We start from the raw sequence: 500 nt of genomic DNA on the forward strand, positions 1-500 counted from the left end.
CCCCGCGCAGCCGCACGGCGGTGCGCAGCGAGGTGTCGTGGCTGATTGCCTGCAGCGCCCCCACCGGGTCGGCCAACTCCAGGTCCGGGGCCTGGCCAGCCTCGATCAGCGAGAGCACCAGGTTGGTGGTGCCCACCCGGAGCAGCGTGGAGACCTGGCCCAGGTTCGCGTCCCCAATGATCACGTGCAGCCGGCGGTACTTCTCCCAGTTGGCGTGCGGTTCATCCGGGTGTTGATGATCGGGCGGTTGATGGTGGTTTCCAGCCCCACCTCGGCCTCGAAGAAGTCCGCGCGCTGGGAGATCTGGAAGTCGGCGCCCCCACCGAGCTGGCCGCGGCCCACCCGTCCGGCGCCGCAGATGATCTGGCGGCTGGCGAAGAACGGGGTCAGGCCCTCGACCAGGCGGGCGAAGTCGATTTCGCGGGGCACCAGGTAGTTCTCGTGCGCCCCGTAGGAGACGGACTTGTTGTCGGTGTTGTTCTTGTACAGCAGCAGTTCCC

Annotated in this window: 1 pseudogene; it reads right to left on the minus strand. The window is 68.2% G+C overall.

Annotation, left to right across the window (positions count from 1 at the left end):
* A pseudogene (locus JCM19049_RS17405) lies at positions 1-500 on the minus strand (proteasome accessory factor PafA2 family protein); the annotation flags it as partial.

It is taken from the genome of Arthrobacter sp. JCM 19049 (assembly GCF_001310435.1).